Origin of the sequence: Phenylobacterium sp., from assembly GCF_031412415.1 — a bacterium.
Taxonomy (GTDB): Bacteria; Pseudomonadota; Alphaproteobacteria; order Caulobacterales; family Caulobacteraceae; genus Phenylobacterium.
This window is the reverse complement of sequence record NZ_JANOCX010000164.1, coordinates 1-19,252: the sequence shown is the minus strand read 5'-3', so window position 1 is coordinate 19,252 and position 19,252 is coordinate 1. Positions and strand designations below refer to the sequence as shown.

Below are 19,252 nucleotides of genomic sequence, written 5' to 3'. Positions count from 1 at the left end.
TGTCGACCGTCCGCAACGCCGACCGCATCCTGGTGCTGACCGAGGACGGCGTGGCCGAACAGGGTAGCCACGAGACCTTGATGGCCGCAGGCGGGGCCTATGCCCGCCTGCACCAGGTTCAGGCCAGTCTATGACCTGGTGCTAGCCGGCTTCGCGACCGAGCCGCACGATCAGCGACTCGGCTTCGCGGGGGTGGCGCAATCTGTGGAGGGCGACGTGGGCCAGACGGTCGCCGCCGAACGTCTCCTCGTAGCGCGCCCGGCGGCGATCGAAGGTGTCCCACGCCCAGCGGATGGGATGCTCCTTGTCGAGCCAGTTGCGCCAAACCTCCACGTTTCCCGTGCCCGGCCAGACCTCCTTTCGGGTGAGAGACCGGAGGAACGAGCGCCGGATAACGCGGCGCATGATCACGGGGCGTTCGTAGTCCAGCCAGACCACATGGGTGGCGCGAGCCAGGATCGCGGGCAGGACGCGGCTGTAGTTGCCGTCGGTGACCCAGGCTTCGCCCGCCACGGCGAGATCGACCCGGCGCGCGAAGTCCTCAGGGTCGTGGGTGTTGAGGTCGCGCCACCCCGCCTGCCAGTTTATGGCGTCCAGCTCGATGACCGGCAGGCCGCGAACCGCGCCCAACCGCCGGGCGAAGGTCGACTTCCCTGACCCGGAACTGCCGACCACCGCCACCCGCATCAGTCGTCTTTCAGCCCCATCTCGGCGCGCACCTCGGCCGTGTTCTCGCCCAGGCGCGGCGCGTGGCGGCGGATGTTGCTGGGGGAGCCCGTGAACTTCACCGGCGGCTTCATGACGTTGTAGGGCCCGGCGTGCGGATGCTCGTGGCGTTCGAAGAAGCCCACGGCCTGCAGATGCGGATCGTTGGGCAGGTCGTCCAGCCGCGCGGTCTTGACGATCGGGATCGACAGCGGCTTCAGCAGGTCCAGCCACTCGTCGGTGGTCTTGGTCTGGGTGACCTCGCCGACCAGGGCGTACAGCTCGTTGATGTGCTTGCCCCGGGTCGAATAGTCGGAGAACCGCGGGTCCTTTCCGAAGGTCTCGCCCCAGCCGGCGGCGGCGAAGAACTGGTCCCACTGCTTGTCGGTATAGGGCAGCAGGCCGATGTAGCCGTCCTTGGTCTGGTAGGGTTTGCGGTTGGGATTGGCCACGCGTTGATAGGCCCACTGGCCGGTCGGCGGCTCATAGGTGTGGTCGTAGAGGTGCTCCACCAGGGTGAAGCTGGTGACGCATTCCAGCATCGGCACCTCGATGAACTGCCCCTCCCCCGTCCGCTCGCGATGCAGCAGGCCCGCGGTGATGGCCTGGCACATGAACAGGCCCGAGACCTTGTCGGCGATCAGGCTGGGCAGGATGCGCGGGGTGGGGTTGCCGTCGGTGCGCGGCAGCAGGTCGGCCAGGCCCGAGGCCGACTGGATCAGGTCGTCATAGGCCGGCTCCCCGGCATAGGGGCCTTCCGAGCCATAGCCGGCGGCGTGGACATAGACCACGTCGGGCCGGATCGCCTTCACATCCTCATAGGCCAGGCCCAGGCGTTTCAAGCCGTCGTAACGAATCGAGGTGGCGAAGACTTCGCAGCTCTTGATCAGGGCCTCGATCAACGGGCGTGACTTGGTGTCCTTCATGTCGACCAGGACCGAACGCTTGTTGCGGTTGATGGCCAGGAAGATGGGCCCGAGGTCGCGGGGGGTGTCCTTGGGCACATGGCCGGCCCAGCGCATGATGTCGCCGCCGTCGCCGCGTCCCGAACCGGGATCTTCCAGCTTGATCACCTCGGCGCCCTGGTCGCCCAGCATCTGGGTGGCGTAGGCGCCGAACACCACGCTGGTCAGGTCCAGGATACGGATTCCCTTCAGCGGACCGGTCGCCTCGGCCGCCAGTTTCCTCGGTTCCGTCACGTCACGCCTCCCCTAGACCGCGTCAGTCGTTATGATCGCGCCAAAGATCGCGCAATGACGCGGGGGAGGGCTAGTGGACTTCGCACTTTCCGACGAACACCGAATGCTCAAGGAGCTGGTGGCGCGGTTCGTCAAGGACGAGCTGACGCCCCTGGAAGCCGGCGTCCTGGCCCGTGAGGCTTCCGGTGGCGGGCTAGGCATCGGCGCGGCCGAGCACCAACGCCTCGACGAGGTGTCCCGTGCGCTCGGCCTCTGGGGTCTGGACGCGCCCGAGGACGTGGGCGGGGTCGACCTGCCCTATGTGGCCATGGTCGGGGTCAACGAGGAGCTCGGCAAGACCGTCACCCCCTACACCCTGCCGCCCGACAGCCCGAACCTGCGCATGCTGATGGCCACGGTGAGCGAGCGCCAGCGCGTGGCCTATCTCGCCCCCTATGTGGCCGGCGAGACCATCAGCGCCATCGGCATCTCCGAGCCCGGCGCCGGCGCCGACCCGGCCGGCATGCTGACCACCGCCGAGCGCGACGGCGAGGACTGGATCCTGCGCGGCCGGAAGATCTGGATCACGCGCGCCGAGGAGGCCGACTTCACCATCGTCATGGCGGTGAGCAACAAGGAGAAGGGCGCCCGGGGCGGGATGAGCGCCTTCCTGGTCGACAAGGGAACGCCCGGCTTCAACATCCAGCGCAAGATCCCGATGATCGGCGGCCAGGCGACGTATGAGATCACGCTCGACGACTGCCGGGTCGAGGGCTGGAAGCTGCTGGGCGAGGAGGGCAATGGCTTTGGCCCCATGCAGATCCGCCTGGGCACGCGGCGGATCGAGATGGCCTCCTGGTCCATCGGCATGGCCCAGCGGGCCCTGGACATGATCTGCGAGTACGCCCCGCAACGGAAGACCTTCGGCCTGCCCCTGTCGGAACGTCAGGCGATCCAGTTCTGGGTGGCCGACGCCGCCACTCGCATCCACGCCGCGCGGCTGATGACCTATGACTGCGCCTGGAAACTGGACCAGGGCCGCGACGTCCGCCAGGAGATCTCGATGATCAAGGCCTACGCCACCGAGATGGCGTGGGAGGTGGTCGACCGGGCGATGCAGACCTTCGGGGCCATGGGCATGACCAAGGAACTGCCGCTGCAACTGATGGCCGCCAAGCTGCGGACCATGCGGATCTATGACGGCCCCACCGAAGTCCATAAATGGGTGGTGGCCCGCAACCTGTTGGGAACCAGACGATGAAGACCGCCTACGGCGACCATATTTCGGTGACGCACGACGGCCACGTGGCCACGGTGGTTCTCGACAAGCCGCCCTACAACCACGTCTCGGTCGACCTGATGCGCGACCTGGCCGACGCCCTGGAAGACCTGGACCGGGAGAACAACACCCGCGCCGTGGTCCTGACCTCGGCCGGCAAGGTGTTCTGCGGCGGCGCGGATCTCGTCGCCCCCGACGGAATCGCCGGCCGGGGCATGGGCGGGATCAACGCCCTCTACGACCAGGCGGTGCGGCTGTTCTCGGTGGAGACGCCGATCGTGGTGGCCGTTCAGGGTGCGGCGGTGGGGGCGGGCCTGGGCCTGGCCCTGGTGGGCGATTTCCGCATCGCCTCGCCCGAGGCCAAGTTCTCGGCCAACTTCGTCAAGCTGGGCTTCCATCCGGGCTTTGGCCTGACGCACACCCTGCCTCGGCTGATCGGCGAGCAGAGGGCGGCCCTGATGTTCCTGACCGGACGCCGGATTCCCGCCGAAGAAGGCCTGGCCTGGGGCCTGGTCGACGAGGTGGTCCCCCAGGAGCGCCTGCTTAGCGCTGCCCAACACCTGGCCGACGAGATCGCCGGCAACGCCCCGCTCGCCGTCATCGCCACCCGCAAGACCCTGCGCAGCGACCTGGCGGCCGCGGTCCGCGCGCGCACCAACCACGAGCATGCCGAGCAGACCATCCTGCGCGCCACGGACGACTTCGCCGAGGGCGTCCGCGCGGTGCAGGAACGCCGGCCGGGAAACTTCCAGGGCCGTTGATCGGAGCCTAGGCCGCCTGAGCCTTGCCGAGCTGCGACGCGGCCTTGGCCAGGGCGGTGATGCGGTCCCAGTCGCCGTCGCGGACCGCGTCCTTGGGCGCCACCCAACTGCCGCCGACGCAGACCACGTTGGGCTGGGCCAGGTAGTCCGGGGCGTTGTTCAAATCCACGCCGCCGGTGGGGCAGAAGGTCGCCTGGGGGAAGGGGCTGGCGAAGGCCTTCAGCGCGCCCACGCCGCCGACGATATTGGCCGGGAACAGCTTGAAGTAGGAGTAGCCGGCGCGCAGGCCCCACATCAGCTCGGTGGCCGTGGCGATGCCCGGCAGCAGCGGCAGGGGACCGTCGGCGCCCTCCCCCTCGATCAGGCCCGGGCTGACCCCGAACCGCGCGCCGTTGTCGGCCGCCGCCTGGCGGGCCGAGGCCGTCGTCACCGTGCCGACTCCGACCACCGCACCCTCGACCTCGCCGGCGATGCGCCGCACGCAATCGAGCGCGACGGGCGTGCGCAGGGTGACCTCCAGCGCATAGAGGCCGCCAGCCACCAACGCCTTGGCCAGCGGAACGGCGTGGGCTTCCTCCTCGATGATCAGGACGGGCACCACCGGCGCCAACTTCAGGATCTCGGCGAGGGTCAAAGGCGGTTTCCTTCCAGTTGTTCCAGCACACGGGCCGCCCCGACCAGGGCCGCGTAGGGATGCACGATCAGCGAGGTCGGGATATCGCGGGTATAGTCCGAAAGCCGGCCCTTGTCCTCGAACCGGCGACGAAAGCCCCCAGAGGCCAGGCGGTCGGCCATGCGCGGCGCGATGCCGCCCGACACATAGACCCCGCCCCGCGCCCCGCAGGTCAGCGCCAGGTCGCCGGCCACCGAGCCCAGGATCTCGCAGAAACGGTCCAGGGTCTCCTCGGCCAGCAGGTCGCCGCCGGCCTGACCCGCCGCAAGGACGGCCTTTTCGTCCTTCAGGTCGCAGGCCACGCCGCGCACATCGGCCAGGCCGCGATAGAGAGCGTACATCCCTGGACCGGACAGGATGCGTTCGATGGAGACCCGGCCGTGCGTCCGCCGCAGGCTGGCCCAGATGGCGGCCTCGACCCCGTCGGAAGGGGCGAACGCCGCATGACCGCCCTCGCTGGCAATCGGGATGTCGCCCCGTTCGGTGCGCACCACCATGGAGACGCCGAAGCCCGTGCCGGCGCCCAGCACCAGCACCGGCGCGCCCTCCGCGGCCTTCAGCGCCGGCCCGATGACCCGCAGGTCGTCGGCGTCCAGCACCGGGGCCGCCAAGGCCTGGGCGGCGAAGTCGTTGATCAGCTTGGCGGCGTGGAATTCGAAGGTCCCGATCAGTTCGCCTTCGGAAATCCGCCAGTCGAGATTGGTGAATTCGATCTCCCCGTCGACCACCGGACCGGCCACGGCAAGGACGGCCTTGTCGGGGCGTTGGCGGCCGGCGGTGGTTTCCAGATACTCTGCGATCACCTCGCTGAGCGAGCCATAGTCCGTGGCCGGATAGGTCTTGGGATTGCGAATGCGGCCGGTGTTGTCGACCAGGGCGAGGCGGGCGTTGGTGCCCCCCACATCGCCAACCAGTCCGGTATAGACCGTCTTCACGCGGCGTCTCCGAACAGGGCGCAGGCGCCGGCCTCGGCAGGCCCGGCGGCGCGGCGCATCCAGCCGAAGAGCTCGCGGCCGTAGCCGAAGCCGGAGGGTGGGGTGGGGGCGGCGGCGCGAGCCGCGAGATCGGCCGGATCGACCAGGATTTCCAGTTCGCCGGTGTGACCGTTCAGGCGAATGACGTCGCCGTCGCGCACATTGGCCAGGACGCCGCCCAGCGCCGCCTCCGGCGTCACGTGGATGGCCGCCGGCACCTTGCCCGATGCGCCCGACATCCGCCCGTCAGTGACGAGGGCCACCTTGAAGCCCTTGTCCTGCAGCACCCCCAGCACCGGGGTCAGGCTGTGCAGTTCCGGCATGCCATTGGCGCGGGGGCCCTGGAACCGGACCACGGCGATGAAGTCGCGCTCAAGTTCGCCGCGCTTGTGGGCGGCCAGGAGGTCGTCCTGGTCGTCGAACACCAGGGCCGGCGCCTCGACCACCAGGTTTTCCGGCTTGACCGCCGAGGTCTTGATCACGGCGCGGCCCAGCTGACCCTTCAAGAGCCGCAGGCCGCCTTCGGGCAGGAATGGGTCGGCGACCGGGCGCAGGATGTCGGGGTTCAGGCTCTGGGCTGTCCCATCCCGCCAGACCAGCTCGCCATGCTCCAGGAACGGTTCCTGCTGGTAGCGGCGCAGGCCAGGGCCGGCGACGGTCGCCACGTCGTCGTGGGCCAGGCCCGCGTCCAGCAGTTCGCGCACCACGAAGGCCATGCCGCCCGCGGCGTGGAAGGCGTTCACGTCCTCGCTGCCGTTTGGATAGACCCGCGCCAATAGGGGCGTCACGGCCGACAACTCATCGAAGTCGGACCAGTCGATCAGCACCCCGGCGGCCCGCGCCATGGCGACGATGTGCAGGGTGTGGTTTGTCGAACCCCCCGTGGCCAACAGGCCCGCCACCGCGTTGACGATGGCCTTGGCGTCGACCACCTGGGCCATCGGCGTATAGGCGTTGCTCCCTTGGGCGATCTCGACGGCCCGCTTTGGCGCGTGAGCCACCAGGGCGTCGCGCAGGGGTGTGTTGGGATGGATGAAGGCCGAGCCCGGCAGGTGGAGGCCCATCATCTCCATCATCATCTGGTTGGAATTGGCCGTGCCGTAGAAGGTGCAAGTGCCCGGCCCGTGATAGGACTTCATCTCGCTGTCCAGCAGCTCGTCGCGGGTCGCCTTGCCCTCGGCGAACAGACCGCGCACCCGCGCCTTCTCGGAATTTGACAACCCGCTGCTCATCGGACCGGCCGGCACGAAGATCACCGGCAGGTGCCCAAAGGCGAGCGCCCCGATGGTCAGGCCCGGAACGATCTTGTCGCAGATGCCCAGCATGAGCGCGGCGTCGAAGGCGTCATGGGTCAGGGCCACCGCTGTCGACATGGCGATGACGTCGCGGGAGAACAGCGACAGCTCCATGCCCGGCCGGCCCTGGGTCACGCCATCGCACATGGCCGGCACGCCGCCGGCGAACTGCGCCGTGGCGCCGACCGCCTCCGCGCCCGCCCTGATGAGATCGGGATAACGCTCCATCGGCTGGTGGGCCGAGAGCATGTCGTTGTAGGCCGAGACGATGGCGACGTTGGGCGCATTGGGATTGCGCATCCGCCGCTTGTCCTCGTCGGGCGAGGCGGCGAAGGCGTGGGCCCAGTTGGCGCAGGACAGCTTCGCGCGGCCGGGACCCTGGTGACGCGCGGCCTCCATGCGTTCCAGGTAATCGGCGCGCGCCTCGAGGCTGCGCTCGATGATGCGCGCGGTGACCGCGGCGGTGACGGGATGAAGCGGGGCAGGCATGAAGCGGGCTCTCTAACTCACATGGTCCAGAGGATGCGCACCGGCGCTTTAGCCTGTTCCAGAAGGGCGTGCACGGGAAGACCCTCGCCGTCGGCGATGATCGCCCGCTTCGCCGCGCCGGAGATCAGGATCAGGGTCGTCCGCGCCTGGAGCAGGGCCGGGAGGGTCATGGTGATCCGCGCCACCGGCGGAGAGCCAACGCCCGCCGGAACGCCCATCAGAAGGCGGGTCCCGGCCGGATCCATGGCCTCGTCCAGGACAGGACTGCCGGGGATCAGCGAGGCCACGTGGCCGTCGTCGCCCATGCCCAGCAACATGATGTCAAACGCCCCGAGGGCCGCCACCTCGGCCTCGGCAAGATCTGCGGAACCTCGCGGGTCGTCGGCGCCGCGCGACAGGGAAACGAACCGCGCGGCGGCGGCGCTGTCGATCAGCAGCCGCTCGCGCACCAGGCGCTCATTGGAGTCGGACGAGGTCGCGGGCACGAAGCGGTCGTCCGACAGGGTGACGGCGACCCGGCTCCAGTCCAGGCGCGATCGCGCCAGCCGATCATAGACCGGCGCGGGCGAGCGGCCCCCGGTGGCCACCAGGCTGGCGCCGCCCCGATGGTCGATCGCCGAGATCAGCGCGCCATGGACGGCGGTGGTCGCGGCCTCGGCGAGGGCGGCGGGCGTTGGGAAGATCTCGATCATGTCCCGCCATAACGCCTGGAGGCGGCAAACGCCGCCGCAATTCGCCCGCCGCGTGTGAAATCGGCGGTTTGCGGCGGAACAATCATCGGGCGTGAGGAGCTATTGCCTACGGCCCGCCTCCCCGCGTGGCCGGTCGAGGGGGCTTGCCCGCATCTCAGGAGCACCATGATGAGAATCGCTCAGGTTCCGCCGCTCTATGAGGCCGTGCCGCCGCGGCTGTATGGGGGCACCGAGCGCGTGGTGGCGCACCTCACCGACGCGCTGGTCGACCTGGGCCACGAGGTCACCCTGTTCGCCAGCGGCGAGGCCAAGACCAAGGCGCGGCTGGCGAGTGTTCGCGACCAGGCGATCCGGCTGGACCCGGCGCCGCTGAAATCGGACCTGGCGTCCCACATGACCCAGCTCTTCGAGGTGCGGCGCCGCGCGGCCGAGTTCGACGTGATCCATTTCCACACCGACATCATGCACTTCCCCTTCTTCGAGGAGATGGCGGACAAGACGCTCACCACGCTGCACGGTCGGTTGGACCTGAAGGATTTGCCCGACGTCTACCGGCGCTGGCCGCAGTTTCCGCTGGTGTCGATCTCCGATGATCAGAGGCGGCCTGTCCCTTTCGCGAACTGGGCCGGAACCGTGCATCACGGCATGTGCGCCGAGCTCTATCGGCCGAGCTATGAGCCTGGCGGCTATCTGGCCTTCCTCGGCCGCATCTCGCCCGAGAAACGGCCTGACCGCGCCATCGCCATCGCCCAACGCCTGGGCATGCGCCTGAAGATCGCCGCCAAGGTCGACGCCGCCGATCAGCGCTACTTCCAGGAGGCCATCGAACCCCTGATAGCGGCCGAACCCCTGGTCGAGTTCGTGGGTGAGATCGGCGACGCCGAGAAGTCCGCCTTCCTGGGCGGGGCGAGCGCGCTGTTGTTCCCCATCGACTGGCCCGAGCCTTTCGGCCTGGTGATGATCGAGGCCATGGCCTGCGGGACGCCGGTGGTCGCCTATGCCTGTGGCTCGGTCCCCGAAGTGATCGAGAACGGGATCACCGGCTACATCGTCCACGATGAGGACGAGGCGGTGGACGCCGTCCGCCGCGCGTTGGACCTCAGCCGCCGCGACGTGCGCAATAGGTTCGAGCATCGGTTCTCCGCGACCGCGATGGCCAAGCGGTATCTGGAACTCTACGCCGGTCTCGGCGCCGCGGCGTCGCTCAACGTCGCCTGCATCGCGAACGGCTGAGGGCGCGACATGGACGATCTCGCGCCGGCCCCGGACGCGCCTGTCGAGCACGGCGAGACGCGCGAACCCCGCGTTCCCCACCGCATGTTCGCCTTGAAGGACAAGGACACCTTCATTGTCTGCGACGCCTTTGGTGATGTCCTGGGGGCCGGCGACGGCCTGTTCCACAACGACACCCGCATCCTGTCGAAGTTCCGCCTGCTGCTGGGTGGCCAGCCGCCGTCACTGCTGTCGGCGGCCATCGCCCAGGACAACGTGTTCTTCACCTCCAACGGCGCGAACCAGGCCCTGCCCTATCCCGGCGGACCCATGGGCCCGCCCGGGGTGTTGCACGTGGAGCGCAAGCGGTTCCTCTGGGAGGAGCGGCTGTACGAACGGATAAGCTGCTTCAACTACAGCCGCGACGTGGTGTTGCTGCCTCTGTCGCTGGAGTTCGCCGCCGACTTCCGCGACATGTTCGAGGTGCGTGGCATGACGCGCGCCAAGCGTGGCTATCAGAGCGCGCCCGAACTGGACGGGCGATCGGTCCGCTACCGCTATGAAGGCCTCGACGCCGTCGAACGTTGTAGCGTCATCACCTTCTCCGACCCCCCGGGGCGCCTGGCGCCGCATCGCGCCGACTACATGTATTCGCTGCAGCCCGAAGGCCGGCTGGAACTCTATCTGGAGATCGGCGCGGAGGGCGGCCAGACCCCCAGCAAGGAGCGGTTCCGTGACGCCGCGGCCCGCGCCCGCTGGGACATGCGCGCCCGACGGCGGCACGGCGCGCGCCTGCGGACCTCGGGGCGGCTGTTCAACGAGTGGCTGGAGAAGTCGCGGGCGGACCTGGCCCTGCTGACCACCCGGATGGAGACCGGCCCCTATCCCTATGCCGGCATCCCCTGGTTCTCGACCGCCTTTGGGCGCGACGCGATCATCACCGCCTGGCAGATCCTGTGGTTCGAGCCGAGCCTCGCCAAGGGGGTGCTGACCTACCTGGCCGCCCACCAGGCCGAGGAGGTCTCGGCGTTCCGCGACTCCGCCCCCGGCAAGATCATGCACGAGACCCGCAAGGGCGAGATGCCGGCCTTGGGCGAAGTGCCGTTCGGCCGCTACTACGGCGGGGTCGACACCACACCGCTGTTCGTGGCCCTGGCCGGGGCCTATGCCGAGCGGACCGGCGACTTCACCCTGATCGACGACCTGTGGCCGGCGTTGAAGGCCGCCACGGCCTGGATGGAGCACTACGGCGACACCAACGCCGATGGGCTGATCGACTACAAGCGCGGCCAGGACTCCGGTCTCTCCAACCAGGGCTGGAAGGACTCCGAGGATAGCGTCTTCCATAAGGACGGGCGGTTCCCCAACGGACCGATCGCTCTGGTGGAGGTACAGGGCTACGCCTTCCGCGCATACCTCGCCATGGCCGGATTCGCCCGCCGCAGGGGCGATGAGTCCGGCGCCGAGACCTGGGCCGCGCGGGCCGAGCAGATCCGGGAATCCGTCGAGCGGATGTTCTGGATGGAGGAGCAGGGCTATTACGGCATAGCCATCGACGGTCAGGGGGCGCTCTGCGAGGTGATGTCCTCCAACCCGGGGCACCTGCTGTTCTCGGGCCTGCCCTCGCCGGAGCGCGCGCGGCGGGTGACAAAGCGCATCCTGTCGGCGGGTTTCGATTCAGGCTGGGGGGTGCGCACGCTCTCCACCGGCCAGCCGCGCTTCAATCCGATGAGCTATCACAACGGCTCGGTCTGGCCCCATGACACGGCGCTGTGCGCCATGGGCCTGTCGCGCTACGGCGAACGCGACGGGGTGGTGTCGCTGACCTCGGGCCTGTTCGAGACCGCCGCCAATTTCGAGATGCGCCTGCCCGAACTGTTCTGCGGTTTCCCGCGAATGGCCGGGGAGCCGCCGGTGGCCTATCCGGTGGCCTGCCTGCCCCAGGCCTGGGCGGCGGGATCGGTGTTCATGATGGTGCAGGCCTGTCTCGGCATCACCATCGACGGCGTGAAGGGCGAGGTGGATGTCCGCGATCCCCACCTGCCGATCGGCATCGACAGGTTCTGGATCGAGGGCTTGAGGGTCGGGGACGCCAAGATCGACATCGGCTTCGAGCGCGAGGGCGGCCGGGTCCAGGTCCATGCCCGCGGCGCCTCTGGCGTGCCCGTCAAGGTGCGCTAGCGGCGAGGCGTGTGGGCCAGGCGCAGGATATTGGCCGCGCCGGGCGAGCCCATGGGCAGGCCGGCCAGGATCAGGACGCGTTGGCCGGGCGCGGCCAATCCCATCTCCACGGCCTGCTCCACGGCAACCCGCGCCAGATCCTCGGGATCGAGCAGCACCTCCACGACCTTGGATTCGACACCCCAGGCCAAGGCCAGCATCCGCGCCGCCGGAAGGTACGGCGTCAGCGCCAGGATCGGCTGCAGCGGCCGCTCCCGCGCCATCCGCAGGGCGGTCTGGCCGGTGGTCGTGAAGGTCACCAGGCAGGCGGTGGAGGCGGCCTCCGCCGCGCGGCGGGCGGCGGCCACCAGGGCGTCGGCGTCGGCGTCGTCCACCGGATACTCCGCGCGCATCAACTCGCTCCATCTCGGGTCGTGCTCCACGCGGGTCAGGATGCGGTCCATGATGGTGACGGCTTCCACCGGATAGTCGCCGACCGCGCTCTCGGCCGAGAGCATGACCGCGTCGGCGCCCTCATAGACCGCCCCGGCCACGTCGGAGGCCTCGGCGCGGGTGGGCGTGGGTGAGTGGATCATCGACTCCAGCATCTGGGTCGCCACGATCACCGGGATGCCCCGGGTGCGAGCCGCGCGGATCAGGGCCTTCTGCACCACCGGCACGTCCTCGGGATTGAGCTCCACGCCCAGATCGCCGCGGGCCACCATCACCGCCTGGCAGAGGTCGAGGATCTCATCCAGCGCCTCGAGCGCAGCGGGCTTTTCGATCTTGGCCAGAACGCTGGCGCGGCCCTGGACGATCTGGCGCAGCTCGGCCATGTCGGAGGCCCGCTGCACGAAGGACAGCGCCACCCAGTCGACGCCCTCCTGCAGGGCGAAGGCGAGGTCCTCGCGGTCCTTCGGCGTCAGCGCCGGGATCGGGATGGCGAGGCCCGGCAGGTTCAGGCCTTTGTGGTCGGAAAGGCTGTCGCCGGAGACCACCACCGTGTCGGCGAAATCGGGGCCGCAGCGACGAACCTTCAACCGCACCTTGCCGTCGTCCAGCAGGATGTCGGCCTCGGGCCGCAACGCGGCGAACACCTCGGCCAGGGGCACGCCGACCCGGCTCGCGTCACCGGGGGCATCGGACAGGTCCAGCCGGAAGTCCTGGCCGGCCTTCAGGCGCACGGCGCCGTCAGCGAACTCGCCCAGCCGGATCTTCGGGCCTTGCAGGTCGGCCAGCACCGCCAGGGGACGGCTCACCCTGGCCTCGGCCGCGCGAACGTCGGCGATGGTGCGGGCGTGGTCGGCGTGGGCGCCGTGGCTGAAGTTCACCCGGAAAACGTCGGCGCCGGCGCGCGCAAGTTCGGCGATCTTCTCCACGCCCCGGCTAGCGGGGCCGAGGGTGGCGACGATTCGGGCGCGGCGAGCGCGGATCATCCTGGTCTCCTGTCTCAAGGTAACCGGTGTCAGGGCGCACAGGTGACACTTGGCGATTCGGATCGCAACCTATCAAAGCCCGCGCCGCATGATGCGCCTTGAACCGATCACATTGCTCGCGGATTCCTGCATCATGACTCAGACCCTCGACCTGTTCCCTATCGGCAATTGCGCGGCCAGCGCCCTGATCGACCGCGCCGGACGGTTCGTCTGGGCCTGCGCGCCACGCGTCGACGGCGATCCTGTCTTCTCCGCCCTGCTGGGCGGACGTGATCCCGACGAGGACGAGACGGCTCAGGGCCTGTGGACGGTGGAGCTGGAAAACCAGGCCGGCGTCCGCCAGACCTATCTTCGCAACACGCCCGTCCTCTGCACCGAGATCACAGACAGTTCGGGCGCCGTGGTCCAGGTGATCGACTTCTGCCCGCGTTATCGCCAGTTCGGACGGGTCTACCGGCCGCTGGCCTTCATCCGCATCGTTCGGCCGGTTTCAGGGGTGGCCAACATCAGGATCCGTCTGCGCCCGACGGTGAACTGGGGCGAGAAGCCCGCGACCCGCACCTCGGGCTCGAACCATATCCGATATGTGGGCTCGGAGATGACCCTGCGGATGACCACCGACGCGCCGGTGGGCCACATCGAGAACGAGCGGCTGTTTCGGCTGGAAGAGCCGCTGGCCATGTTCCTGGGCCCCGATGAGGGTTTTGACTCCGACATCGCCACCACGGCCGAGCGGATGCTGAAGGAAACCACCGACTATTGGCGCGGCTGGGTGCGCACCCTCTCGGTGCCGCTGGAATGGCAGGAGGCGGTGATCCGGGCGGCGATCACGCTCAAGCTGTGCGCTCACGAGGAGACGGGCGCCATCGTCGCGGCCCTCACCACCTCGATCCCGGAGCACGCGGCCAGCGGCCGCAACTGGGACTACCGCTACTGCTGGCTTCGAGACGCCTACTACGTGGTTCAGGCGCTAAACCGGCTTGGCGCGGCCGACATGCTGGAGAACTACCTGGGCTACCTGCGCAACATCGTCGACCGGTCCAAGGGCGGCCACGTCCAGCCGCTATACGGGGTGGGCCTGGAGCCGTCGCTGACCGAACGTTTCGCCGAGCACCTGCCGGGCTATCGGGGCATGGGACCGGTGCGGGTCGGCAACCAGGCGCACGAACACCTACAACACGACGTGTACGGACAGATCGTGCTGTCGACCGTCCAGGCCTTCTTCGACGAGCGTCTGTTCCGGCCGGCCAACGCCGACGATTTCCGCAGCCTGGAGCCGGTCGGCGATCGCGCCTTCGAACTGCACGACAAGCCCGACGCCAGCCTCTGGGAGTTCCGGGGCCGCGAGGCGGTCCATACCTATTCGGCGGTGATGTGCTGGGCGGCCTGCGACCGGTTGGGCAATGCGGCGGCCAAGCTAGGCCTGACCGACCGGGCCGAGGTCTGGAACGGCCGGGCCGCCAAGGTTCGCGAGACCATCGAGCGTGAAGCCTGGAACGAGACCCTGGGCCGGTTCGCGGCCACCTTCGGCGGCGACGAACTGGACGCCAGCCTGCTGCAACTGGTCGACGTGCGCTTCGTCAGCCCCGACGACCCGCGAATGGCCGCCACTATCGCGGCGGTGGAGCAGGGCCTGCGCCGGGGCTCCTACATGCTGCGCTACGCCCAGCCCGACGACTTCGGCGAGCCGAAGACCGCCTTCAACATCTGCACGTTCTGGCTGATCGAGGTGCTGCACCTGTCGGGCCGCGCCGACGAGGCGCGCGCCATGTTCACCGAGATGCTGGAGCGGCGCACGGCGGCGGGGCTGTTGTCGGAAGACATCGCCTTCGACGGCGGCGAGCTGTGGGGCAACTATCCGCAGACCTATTCCCTGGTGGGCCTGATCAACTGCGCCACCATGCTGTCCAAGCCCTGGGCCTCGGTGCGGTGAATCCTTTTCTCACGCCGTGCGTTCCTCCAGCATGACCCAAACACTGGTCCGCCGTTTCAGCGCCCACGAAGCGCACGAAAGCCGCAAGCACACCCATGAGGTGTTCGGCGTGAGCTTCGAGGACGCCGCCTTCGACTTCATCGAGCGCTGGCGGCCGGCGCCCGATGAGGACGGCGAGATCCAGGTTCTGCTGACCGACTGCGAGACCGGCGAGCGACAGTGCTTCTTCGTCGACCTCGTGGGCGGCGACAGCGGCTTCTGCGAGGCGACCTAGTCGTACCAGGCCCGCTCGGAGCGTTCGATCAGAGCGAAGGCGCCCGAGGGTCCCCAGGAGCCGGCCGAATAGGGCTTCGGCGCCATGCCGGATTCGCGCCAGGCGTCGGCCACGCCATCGATCCATTCCCAGGCCCGCTCCACCTCGTCGCGACGGACGAACAGGGTGCGGTTACCGGCGATCACATCCAGGATCAGACGCTCATAGGCGATGCGCCGCCGCGCATTGGGCCCGGAATAGGCCTTCGCCAGCGACAGGGACAATGGCAGCGACTGCAGCCGCATGCCGCCCTCCGACAGGCCCGGCGCCTTGTTCATCAGCAGCAGTTCGATGTCCTCGTCGGGCTGCAGATCGATGACCAGGCGGTTGGCCTGCAGGTCGGCCTTGGCCGCGGCGTCGAAGATCGAGTGCGGCACCGCCTTGAACTGAATGGCGATCTGGGTCCGCCGCTCGGGCAGCCGCTTGCCGGTGCGCAGGAAGAACGGGACACCCGCCCAGCGCCAGTTGTCGATGTCGGCGCGCAGGGCGACGAAGGTGTCGGTCGCCGAGGGCTCGCCGCGTTCGCTCTCATAGCCTGCCGCGCTCTCGCCGCCGACCACGCCGGCCGTGTACTGGCCGCGCACGCTGACCGCCTGGACATCGGCGCGGGTCACGGGACGCAGGGAGCGCAGCACCTTGACCTTCTCGTCGCGGACGCTGTCGGGCTCCATGTCCGACGGCGGCTCCATGGCCACCAGGCAAAGGAGCTGCAGCATATGGTTCTGCACCATGTCGCGCAGGGCGCCGTATTCGTCGTAGTACGGCCAGCGATCGCCGACCCCTTCCGTCTCGGCCACGGTGATCTGCACGTGGTCGATGGTGAGGTTGTTCCACAGCGGTTCGAACAGGGTGTTGGCGAACCGCAGGGCGATCAGGTTCTGCACCGTCTCCTTCCCCAGATAGTGGTCGATCCGGAAGATGCTCTCTTCGGCGAACACCTGGGCCACGGCGCCGTTGATGACCTTGGAGCTCTCCAGGTCGCGGCCAATGGGCTTTTCCAGCACGATCCGGGTCTGGGCGGAGGCCAGGCCCGCGGCCGCCAAGGCCGCGCAGACCTTGCCGTAGATGCTGGGCGATAGCGCCAGGTAGAAGATCGGGGTCTCGGCCGGGCCGACGGCGGCCTTCAGCTCCGCGGCCCCGTCTGGGGTGGTGGCGTCTGCGCCGACATAGGACAGCCGCGCCTCGAACCGCGCCCAGACCGCCTCGTCCAGGCCGGCGGGTCCGGCGCGGCCGCCGACCGCCGCCTTGACCTGCGCGGCGAAGGCCTCGCGGGTCATCTCGCCGCGCGCCGTGGCGATGATCCGGAAGCCCGGAGCCAAGAAGCCGTCGGCGTCCAGGAAGTAGAGCGAGGGAAACAGCATCTTCTGGGCGAGATCGCCGGTGCCGCCGAACAGAACGATCACGTCGGCGAGAGGCTGCTCGACCATCGAAGTCACCTTTTCGAGAGATTGCGCTCAAAACGCGCATAGCCGTGTTCGGTACCGCAACGTCAAGTCCTGGTTCGCGGTTCACCACCTGGAATGGACCGAATGGGATCGAACGGGGGCGGCGAGCGTTCCCTTGCCGGATGGGCGCGCCAAGGGACTCCATGAGCATAGCGGAATTGCAGATCGGGCTCGAAGCCCCCCCGGCGCGTCTGGCGCTCAGGGGCGTGGCCCTGTTCCTGGACCTCGACGGCACCCTGGCGACCATCGTCGAGCGGCCGCAGGACGTGCGTCCCGATCCGCGCCGCACCAGCATGATCGAACGTCTGCTCGCAGCCCTGGACGGCCGTCTGGCGGTGGTCAGCGGCCGGTCTCTGGAGGATATCGACCACATCCTGGAGGGCCGTGTGACCACGGTCGCGGCCATCCACGGCCTGGTCCGCCGCGACGCCAATGGCGTGATCGGCCGCGCCCCGCCGCATCCTGGCCTGGTCGAGGCCATCGCCCGGCTGCAGGCCTTCGCCCAGCGCGACCCCAACCTGCTTATCGAGGACAAGGCGCTCAGCCTGGCTTTGCACTATCGCCAAGCGCCGCATCTGGCGCGGGATGTCCAGGATCTCGCCGTGCAGATCGCAGCCGACACCGGACTGTCCCTGCAGCCCGGCGACATGGTCGTGGAGCTGCGCACCCCGGGCGCCAGCAAGGGCGATTCCATCCGCGCTTTCATGACCGAACCGCCCTTCGCCGGCGCCATGCCGGTCTTCCTGGGCGACGACCTCACCGATGAGCACGGCTTCTTCGCCGTCCGCGCCCTGGGCGGCTACGGCGTGCTGGTGGGGGGCGCGCGGCGCACCTTGGCCCGTTACCGCCTGCCCGACGTCGAGGCCGCCCTGGCGTGGCTGGAGGCCGCGCGATGACCCGCCTCATCGTCGTCTCCAATCGGGTCAATCCGCCCAGCGGCAAGGGCGATGAGAGCGTCGGCGGTCTGGCCATGGCCCTGTCGGCGGCCCTGCGCGAGTATTCCGGCCTCTGGTTCGGCTGGAGTGGCAAGACCGCGCCCGAATTCACCGGCCAGCTCAGCCTGCAGGTCGCCGACGGCGTGACGGTGGCCACGGTCGATCTCGAGGAAGCCGATGTCAGCGAGTACTACAACGGCTACGCCAACAAGACGCTCTGGCCACTGTTCCACTACCGCCAGGATCTGACCGCCTACGACCGCTCGTTCGACGAAGGCTATCAGCGGGTGAACCGGCGCTTCGCCCAGACGCTGCGCCCCCTCATCGAGGACGGCGACCTCATCTGGATCCACGACTACCACCTGATCCCGCTGGCGCGTGAACTGCGCGCGCTTGGGGTGGAGAACCGGATCGGCTTCTTCCTGCATATCCCGTGGCCGGCCCATCAGCTGGTGGCGACCCTGCCCGGTCACCGCAAGCTCGTGGAGGCGCTGTTCGACTACGACCTGGTCGGCTTCCAGACGCCGGAGTACCGCCAGGCGTTCGAGGAGTATGTGCTGAGCGAGGCCGACGGCCTCGTTCTCGGCGCTGCCCGGCTACACGCCTTCGACAAGACGCTCCAGGTCGGCGACTTCCCCATCGGCATCGACGCCGTGGAGTTTGGCGAGATGGTCCACAGCGAGCGGGCCAATCGGACCTTCGACGTGATGGCGGCCCACACGGCCTTCCGCAAGATGATCATCGGCGTCGACCGGTTGGACTATTCCAAGGGCCTGGAGGAGCGGTTCCTGGGGTTCGAACGCCTCCTGGCCGACAATCCGGACCTGCGCCGCGAGGTGCTGATGCTGCAGATCGCGCCGGTCAGCCGCGAAGGCGTAGAGGCCTATCAGGAGATCCGCGCGCGGCTGGACGCCCTGTCGGGGCGGATCAACGGCGAATATGCCGACATTGACTGGAACCCGGTCCGCTACGTGAACCGCAACTATCGCCGCGACGAACTGGCCGGCGTCTACCGCGCCGCCAAGGTGGGCCTGGTCACGCCGATGCGGGATGGGATGAACCTGGTCGCCAAGGAGTTCATCGCCGCCCAGGATCCCGAGGATCCCGGCGTGCTGGTGCTGTCGAAGTTCGCCGGCGCGGCCAACCAGATGGGCGAGGCCCTCATCGTCAATCCGAACAGCCCTGAGGAAATCGCCGAGGCGCTGAAGCGCGCGTTGAACATGCCGTTGAAGGAGCGAATTCGCCGTTGGCGCGCTTTGAACGACGGCGTGCAGCGCGACGAGGTCACCGCGTGGCGCGACGCCTTCGTCAGCGCCCTCGCCGCCAAGACCCACACGCCAGCCGAAGGCCACCACTATGGCGAACAAGCTCGCCCGCTATCAGTCGATGAGAGACTTCTCCCAGACCTCGGAACCGAGCGGGGCGAAGACGAGCGCGCCTTCGAAGCGCCTGCGCTACGTGGTCCAGAAGCACGCGGCGACCCGGCTGCACTACGACTTCCGGCTGGAGCTGGACGGGGTCTTCAAGTCCTGGGCGGTGACCAGGGGACCCTCCCTCGACCCACACGACCGTAGGCTGGCGGTCGAGGTCGAGGACCATCCGCTCGACTACGGCGACTTCGAAGGCACGATCCCCAAGGGCCAGTATGGCGGCGGCACGGTGATGCTGTGGGACCGGGGCTATTGGGCGCCGGAGCCAGGCACGGATCCGCACGCCGGCCTCGAAAAGGGCGATTTGAAGATCGTGCTGGAAGGCGAGCGCCTGCATGGCGG

Annotated in this window: 16 protein-coding genes and 1 pseudogene; 9 read left to right on the top strand and 8 right to left on the bottom strand. The window is 68.7% G+C overall.

All coding sequences use genetic code 11. From position 1 onward, the window contains the following. Positions 1–141 precede the first annotated feature (141 nt). Together RMO04_RS07945 and RMO04_RS07940 are read right to left on the bottom strand one after the other, a co-directional pair. Positions 142–687, bottom strand: a complete 546-nt coding sequence (locus tag RMO04_RS07945; RefSeq protein WP_309644245.1) for a hypothetical protein — start codon at positions 685–687, stop codon at positions 142–144. After that, the gene (locus RMO04_RS07940; RefSeq protein ID WP_309644244.1) at positions 687–1,904 is read right to left on the bottom strand and encodes a CoA transferase; all 1,218 of its coding nucleotides are present in this window, start codon (positions 1,902–1,904) and stop codon (positions 687–689) included. Before RMO04_RS07940 ends, RMO04_RS07945 begins: the two co-directional genes overlap by 1 nt. Positions 1,905–1,977: 73 nt before the next feature. On the opposite strand from RMO04_RS07940, the gene RMO04_RS07935 reads away from it, so the two are divergent. After that, complete coding sequence (locus RMO04_RS07935) at positions 1,978–3,144, top strand: acyl-CoA dehydrogenase family protein (RefSeq protein ID WP_309644243.1); 1,167 nt, start codon at positions 1,978–1,980, stop codon at positions 3,142–3,144. After that, the gene (locus RMO04_RS07930; protein WP_309644242.1) at positions 3,141–3,923 is read left to right on the top strand and encodes an enoyl-CoA hydratase/isomerase family protein; all 783 of its coding nucleotides are present in this window, start codon (positions 3,141–3,143) and stop codon (positions 3,921–3,923) included. Before RMO04_RS07935 ends, RMO04_RS07930 begins: the two co-directional genes overlap by 4 nt. Positions 3,924–3,930: 7 nt before the next feature. Here RMO04_RS07930 and eda read toward each other — a convergent pair whose 3' ends face one another. Genes eda through pgl form a run of 4 tightly spaced genes read right to left on the bottom strand, consistent with a single transcriptional unit; the run spans position 3,931 to position 8,046 of the window. Further along, the gene (eda, locus tag RMO04_RS07925; RefSeq protein WP_309644241.1) at positions 3,931–4,557 is read right to left on the bottom strand and encodes a bifunctional 4-hydroxy-2-oxoglutarate aldolase/2-dehydro-3-deoxy-phosphogluconate aldolase; all 627 of its coding nucleotides are present in this window, start codon (positions 4,555–4,557) and stop codon (positions 3,931–3,933) included. Then, the gene (glk, locus tag RMO04_RS07920) at positions 4,554–5,531 is read right to left on the bottom strand and encodes a glucokinase (protein ID WP_309644240.1); all 978 of its coding nucleotides are present in this window, start codon (positions 5,529–5,531) and stop codon (positions 4,554–4,556) included. The genes eda and glk overlap by 4 nt, the downstream gene beginning before the upstream one ends. Beyond that, positions 5,528–7,354, bottom strand: a complete 1,827-nt coding sequence (gene edd / locus RMO04_RS07915) for a phosphogluconate dehydratase (RefSeq protein WP_309644239.1) — start codon at positions 7,352–7,354, stop codon at positions 5,528–5,530. The genes glk and edd overlap by 4 nt, the downstream gene beginning before the upstream one ends. Positions 7,355–7,371: 17 nt before the next feature. Further along, complete coding sequence (gene pgl, locus RMO04_RS07910; RefSeq protein ID WP_309644238.1) at positions 7,372–8,046, bottom strand: 6-phosphogluconolactonase; 675 nt, start codon at positions 8,044–8,046, stop codon at positions 7,372–7,374. Between the two features lie 168 nt (positions 8,047–8,214). Here pgl and RMO04_RS07905 point away from each other — a divergent pair, with 168 nt between their 5' ends. Further along, positions 8,215–9,279 (top strand): glycosyltransferase family 4 protein, encoded by a 1,065-nt coding sequence (locus RMO04_RS07905; RefSeq protein ID WP_309644246.1) that lies wholly within the window; start codon positions 8,215–8,217, stop codon positions 9,277–9,279. Positions 9,280–9,288: 9 nt separating this feature from the next. Next, a complete protein-coding gene (locus RMO04_RS07900; protein WP_309644237.1) occupies positions 9,289–11,439 on the top strand; it encodes an amylo-alpha-1,6-glucosidase in 2,151 nt (716 codons plus the stop codon). Here the strand turns inward: RMO04_RS07900 and pyk are convergent. Next, on the bottom strand, positions 11,436–12,854 hold the full coding sequence (gene pyk / locus RMO04_RS07895; protein WP_309644236.1) for a pyruvate kinase: 1,419 nt from the start codon (positions 12,852–12,854) through the stop codon (positions 11,436–11,438). The genes RMO04_RS07900 and pyk overlap by 4 nt on opposite strands. Positions 12,855–12,987: 133 nt before the next feature. Here pyk and RMO04_RS07890 point away from each other — a divergent pair, with 133 nt between their 5' ends. Continuing rightward, positions 12,988–14,787, top strand: coding sequence for a glycoside hydrolase family 15 protein (locus RMO04_RS07890; protein WP_309644235.1), 1,800 nt, complete (start codon positions 12,988–12,990; stop codon positions 14,785–14,787). Positions 14,788–14,818: 31 nt separating this feature from the next. Beyond that, the gene (locus RMO04_RS07885; protein ID WP_309644234.1) at positions 14,819–15,061 is read left to right on the top strand and encodes a DUF5961 family protein; all 243 of its coding nucleotides are present in this window, start codon (positions 14,819–14,821) and stop codon (positions 15,059–15,061) included. Here the strand turns inward: RMO04_RS07885 and zwf are convergent. Then, positions 15,058–16,527 carry a glucose-6-phosphate dehydrogenase gene (zwf, locus tag RMO04_RS07880; protein WP_309644233.1) on the bottom strand — a complete coding sequence of 490 codons (1,470 nt, stop codon included), beginning with the start codon at positions 16,525–16,527 and terminating at the stop codon, positions 15,058–15,060. The genes RMO04_RS07885 and zwf overlap by 4 nt on opposite strands. A gap of 161 nt (positions 16,528–16,688) precedes the next feature. Between zwf and otsB the strand changes: the two genes are divergently transcribed. The 3 genes and pseudogenes from otsB to RMO04_RS07865 form a co-directional block, all read left to right on the top strand. Next, positions 16,689–17,441, top strand: coding sequence for a trehalose-phosphatase (gene otsB, locus RMO04_RS07875; protein ID WP_309644232.1), 753 nt, complete (start codon positions 16,689–16,691; stop codon positions 17,439–17,441). Further along, a pseudogene (locus RMO04_RS07870) lies at positions 17,438–18,742 on the top strand (trehalose-6-phosphate synthase); the annotation flags it as partial. The gene otsB and the pseudogene RMO04_RS07870, both read left to right, overlap by 4 nt. 94 nt (positions 18,743–18,836) lie before the next feature. After that, a partial coding sequence (locus RMO04_RS07865) for a DNA polymerase ligase N-terminal domain-containing protein (protein ID WP_309644231.1) occupies positions 18,837–19,252 on the top strand: 416 nt, incomplete at its 3' end.

What these genes read in the sequence shown, in the direction of transcription:
- RMO04_RS07945 (WP_309644245.1), bottom strand. Translation starts at nt 687, where the DNA reads ATGCGGGTGGCGGTGGTCGGCAGTTCCGGGTCAGGGAAGTCGACCTTC.
- RMO04_RS07930 (WP_309644242.1), top strand. Translation starts at nt 3,141, where the DNA reads ATGAAGACCGCCTACGGCGACCATATTTCGGTGACGCACGACGGCCAC.
- edd (WP_309644239.1), bottom strand. Translation starts at nt 7,354, where the DNA reads ATGCCTGCCCCGCTTCATCCCGTCACCGCCGCGGTCACCGCGCGCATC.
- pgl (WP_309644238.1), bottom strand. Translation starts at nt 8,046, where the DNA reads ATGATCGAGATCTTCCCAACGCCCGCCGCCCTCGCCGAGGCCGCGACC.
- RMO04_RS07905 (WP_309644246.1), top strand. Translation starts at nt 8,215, where the DNA reads ATGAGAATCGCTCAGGTTCCGCCGCTCTATGAGGCCGTGCCGCCGCGG.
- RMO04_RS07900 (WP_309644237.1), top strand. Translation starts at nt 9,289, where the DNA reads ATGGACGATCTCGCGCCGGCCCCGGACGCGCCTGTCGAGCACGGCGAG.
- pyk (WP_309644236.1), bottom strand. Translation starts at nt 12,854, where the DNA reads ATGATCCGCGCTCGCCGCGCCCGAATCGTCGCCACCCTCGGCCCCGCT.
- RMO04_RS07890 (WP_309644235.1), top strand. Translation starts at nt 12,988, where the DNA reads ATGACTCAGACCCTCGACCTGTTCCCTATCGGCAATTGCGCGGCCAGC.
- RMO04_RS07885 (WP_309644234.1), top strand. Translation starts at nt 14,819, where the DNA reads ATGACCCAAACACTGGTCCGCCGTTTCAGCGCCCACGAAGCGCACGAA.
- zwf (WP_309644233.1), bottom strand. Translation starts at nt 16,527, where the DNA reads ATGGTCGAGCAGCCTCTCGCCGACGTGATCGTTCTGTTCGGCGGCACC.
- otsB (WP_309644232.1), top strand. Translation starts at nt 16,689, where the DNA reads ATGAGCATAGCGGAATTGCAGATCGGGCTCGAAGCCCCCCCGGCGCGT.